5 protein-coding genes are annotated in these 3,459 nt (G+C 37.8%); 2 read left to right on the top strand and 3 right to left on the bottom strand.

All coding sequences use genetic code 11. The annotated features are described in order from the left end of the window. Positions 1-155: 155 nt before the first annotated feature. The 3 genes from E7276_RS15040 to E7276_RS15050 all read right to left on the bottom strand — a co-directional run bounded on the left by E7276_RS15040 (position 156) and on the right by E7276_RS15050 (position 1,976). Positions 156-491, bottom strand: a complete 336-nt coding sequence (locus E7276_RS15040) for a hypothetical protein (RefSeq protein WP_294219398.1) — start codon at positions 489-491, stop codon at positions 156-158. Between the two features lie 168 nt (positions 492-659). Further along, complete coding sequence (locus tag E7276_RS15045) at positions 660-1,166, bottom strand: methyltransferase family protein (RefSeq protein WP_294219400.1); 507 nt, start codon at positions 1,164-1,166, stop codon at positions 660-662. Positions 1,167-1,208: 42 nt separating this feature from the next. Then, on the bottom strand, positions 1,209-1,976 hold the full coding sequence (locus E7276_RS15050; protein ID WP_294219403.1) for a 2-hydroxy-6-oxo-6-phenylhexa-2,4-dienoate hydrolase: 768 nt from the start codon (positions 1,974-1,976) through the stop codon (positions 1,209-1,211). Between the two features lie 353 nt (positions 1,977-2,329). Between E7276_RS15050 and E7276_RS15055 the strand changes: the two genes are divergently transcribed. Together E7276_RS15055 and E7276_RS15060 are read left to right on the top strand one after the other, a co-directional pair. Beyond that, positions 2,330-2,665: a hypothetical protein gene (locus E7276_RS15055; protein ID WP_294219405.1), complete on the top strand. Its 336-nt coding sequence runs from the start codon at positions 2,330-2,332 to the stop codon at positions 2,663-2,665. Between the two features lie 68 nt (positions 2,666-2,733). Next, complete coding sequence (locus E7276_RS15060; RefSeq protein WP_294219409.1) at positions 2,734-3,366, top strand: SOS response-associated peptidase; 633 nt, start codon at positions 2,734-2,736, stop codon at positions 3,364-3,366. The last annotated feature ends 93 nt before the right edge of the window (positions 3,367-3,459 follow it).

Genomic DNA, 3,459 nt, shown 5'->3' on the forward strand with positions numbered 1-3,459 from the left:
TACGAAGGTGGGGAAATGGCTATAAAGTATGTCTTCACCTGCGGTAATTGTGGTGCCACAATCTACCGCAAGCGAGATAGTAAATTTACAAGAAATTATAGATATTACGGCTGCGCACGCTGCGGTGCTGCCGCTTGGTCTAAGAAAACAGTCGGTTAAGCTATCACTGAAATCATGGCAAGCATTCCTAAATTTGTTATGTAGGTTCGCCCCTCTTCAAAGTTCCAGTATTTCTCATCAACTGATTTTATATTGAGGAATTCTCCATAATTTAATGGTGATGCAGGTCCATCCGCTACAAATGGAACAATATATTTTCCTGAAGCGTCATCTTTATAAACACAAATGCCTGCCTCATCTGGGTTACTAATATTAATAGTCCTGCTAAATGATATTAATTCATCCAGACTAGAAGCTTCTGCCTCGAAGAAGTATTCCTCATCCTTCACTTCTTCATTTTTTTGCACATCAACGTCGAACTCTATTATCAATTAAATGTTACCTCTATTTCTAAAAATTAGCTTTGATATAGTAGCACGACTTTTAGGATAACTCTACATGCAAATTTTCTAGTCTGTCTTGTATGTCACCAAATATAAAAATTATAGATAATCTTACATTTTTTACTCATGCATTAAAAATATTGCGATGTAAAGGGATTATTTGTTTTTCGATTTCCATGGGATGAGCCTGTTAACCCTTTTCTTATACGACGCATACTCGTCACCATACAACTCAAGCAACCATTTCTCCTCTGTACATATCAGCCAACATGTCAATATGCCCCAATTTATCACAGGCAAAATTAGCATACATAGATTATGGCACAAGAACGATATACCTGATATTGCAAGCCACCAACCGCTATACATTGGATTTCTAACCCATGAGTATATTCCATCAGTTTTCAGCCTATTTTTAGCTATGCTGTTGTCCATATCAGAACGAATCGCACCTATGAACCAAATAGCTACACCTGCAGCAATAAGTATACTACCAATGATTATAAATACTATCGACCATGGTCTAGACAGCGTTCCAATTTTCCACACACAGCCAAATAGGATCTGTCCAAGCAAAGACACCACGGCTATAGCAAAAATCATATATGGGCCCACTCCAAAAAGTGGCAGCTTTTGTTCTTCGCTTACGTAATTTTTAAACATATTCTCTCCTTTATCTAGGCATTCTTCGAGCTACCACAGCCCTTAAACTGCCATATTCATAAATTCATCGATTACCTCAAGCACTGGCTTAGCATATTTCTTTTCACCAAAAAGCCACTGCTCATGCTGCATATCAAACTCTCTAATATCTGGATTATGGAAGTATTTCTTATAGCGTTTTAAATATTTCTCTCCCATCTTATTGGCATAGATAAAATGAGCTTTTGTATGTTCCACATTTATGTCATCTTCAAGATGAGTCAACAAATCAGTGTAGTACTCATTTTTTATAGACTCTGGATTAAACTTTGAAAAACAGTTCATGAATTTTTCCGCAGTTTCATCGCTCATCAAAAAGAAATCCTTTAGCTTCTGTTTGGTTTTATTTCTTTTCTTCTCGCCCTTCGTAAAACTAGTAAGGATTGGAACTACTAACATCGACTGCAGCTTAGCTGCCACCTTGCCACTTTGATCTAAATCAGGGCTTCCAAAAATTGCATGATCGATATGTACTCTTTTTCTCATTACAAGCTGACCAACAAAGCTAGAACCAAGTGAAGAGCCAATAGCTCCATCGAGCCTGCCATAGTGATTTTCAATTATATAATTTTCTATTTTTTCAGTTACTGTAATCATGTCAGGAAAAATAGTGTCAGTACCATCAAATCCATCGTAATTCACACATATAAGGTGATATTTCTCCGAAAGCTCAGGTAGCACCGCACCAAAATTTGTCTGCCAGTCACAGCAAGTCCCTGGAAGCAACATCAACGTTTTCCCCGCCATGTTTCCTATTTCTTCACATTTCATAATAAGAGTCTCCTAATATATATGTCTTAATTATTGTGCAATTCGATGATACTACTTCGTGTTAGTTTTGTCTAACCCATTCTATATTTAATAGACATCTTTCTTAAAAAACTTATGACTTCTTGTGGGCTACTTAAGGAAAAAGCCCACAAGAACTTGGCTTCGCCAAGCAATATTTTCTTTCAGAAAATATTGGTCTATGTCCGGTTCTTGTTTTTCTGATGAAAAACAAAAACCTATAAATTTTATAATTTGTTCGATTTACAAGAATAGATGTTCGGGTGTATTATCTATTTACAAAAGACAAACATATTTTCGGAAAGTATGTTCTTGTAATAAAGGAGGTATATCCTATGGAACTTACAAATACTATTATTGCAGTTGATTTTGATAATACACTTTGCTTTAGCAACTGGCCAGAACTAGGGGAACCTAATCTTCCACTTATTAGTTATTTACAACAGCAAAAAGCCTCCGGCAGTAAAATCATTTTATGGACCTGCCGCGCTGGCAAGCCTTTAGAGGATGCGCTCATATGGTGTGAGCACCAAGGGCTTTCTTTTGATGCAATAAATGATAATTTACCAGAAATAATTGAACTCTATGGCAATAACAGCAGGAAAATCACCTGTGATATCTACATAGATGACAGAAATATGAAGCTTGAAGAACTGGTAGGTGTTTCCTGATGGATGTATATCCCCCGCTCTCAAAGCCATTGGTGTACCTGCCGAAGAATATCCTTAGGAGAATAACTATGTGTACTAGATATGCACTCGATATAACTCAACCTGAACTAAAAGAAATAATAGAAATTGCAAAGGGTTCGTCACTCACCACTAAGTTTATTGACACCCACGCGAGACCGCTCATTACCGATGGTGAAGTCCGCCCTACAGATATTGTCCCTGTAATTGCCCCTAATTCTCGAGGTGAGAAATGTATTTTCCCAATGCAATGGGGCTTTACAGCCAAAGACAACAAAAGGACCTTATTCAATGCACGGCTGGAATCTGCAGGCGAAAAGCCAACATTCAAAGATGCTTGGAACTCTCATCGCTGCATTATTCCGGCTGCCTACTATTTTGAGTGGGAGCATTTTAAAAGCCCTGATGGCAAAGTAAAAACTGGCCAAAAATATACCATCCAACCTACCGGTGCCACTGTCACTTGGTTATGTGGACTTTATCGTATAGAAAATGGCTATCCTGTCTTTGTTATCCTAACTAAAGAACCAACTGACGAACTTTCAAAAATACATGATAGAATGCCACTTATTCTTCCAAAAGACAGGATAAATGAATGGATTAATCCCTCTTCTAATCCAAAGGATTTGATACAGTTTGCACTATCCGACATGCTCGCAGAGCCCGAGGAAATCATCCATTAATAGCACCATTATCGTATTACATCCAATTATAATCTCCGCCAGTAACTGCAAGCGAAAGTAAAGCATCCATTCGCTCTACTTCCTCCTCGCCTT

The sequence above is a fragment of the Pseudobutyrivibrio sp. genome (assembly GCF_015057185.1).
Lineage (GTDB): Bacteria > Bacillota > Clostridia > Lachnospirales > Lachnospiraceae > Pseudobutyrivibrio.

What these genes read in the sequence shown, in the direction of transcription:
- E7276_RS15050 (WP_294219403.1), bottom strand. Translation starts at nt 1,976, where the DNA reads ATGAAATGTGAAGAAATAGGAAACATGGCGGGGAAAACGTTGATGTTG.
- E7276_RS15055 (WP_294219405.1), top strand. Translation starts at nt 2,330, where the DNA reads ATGGAACTTACAAATACTATTATTGCAGTTGATTTTGATAATACACTT.
- E7276_RS15045 (WP_294219400.1), bottom strand. Translation starts at nt 1,166, where the DNA reads ATGTTTAAAAATTACGTAAGCGAAGAACAAAAGCTGCCACTTTTTGGA.
- E7276_RS15060 (WP_294219409.1), top strand. Translation starts at nt 2,734, where the DNA reads ATGTGTACTAGATATGCACTCGATATAACTCAACCTGAACTAAAAGAA.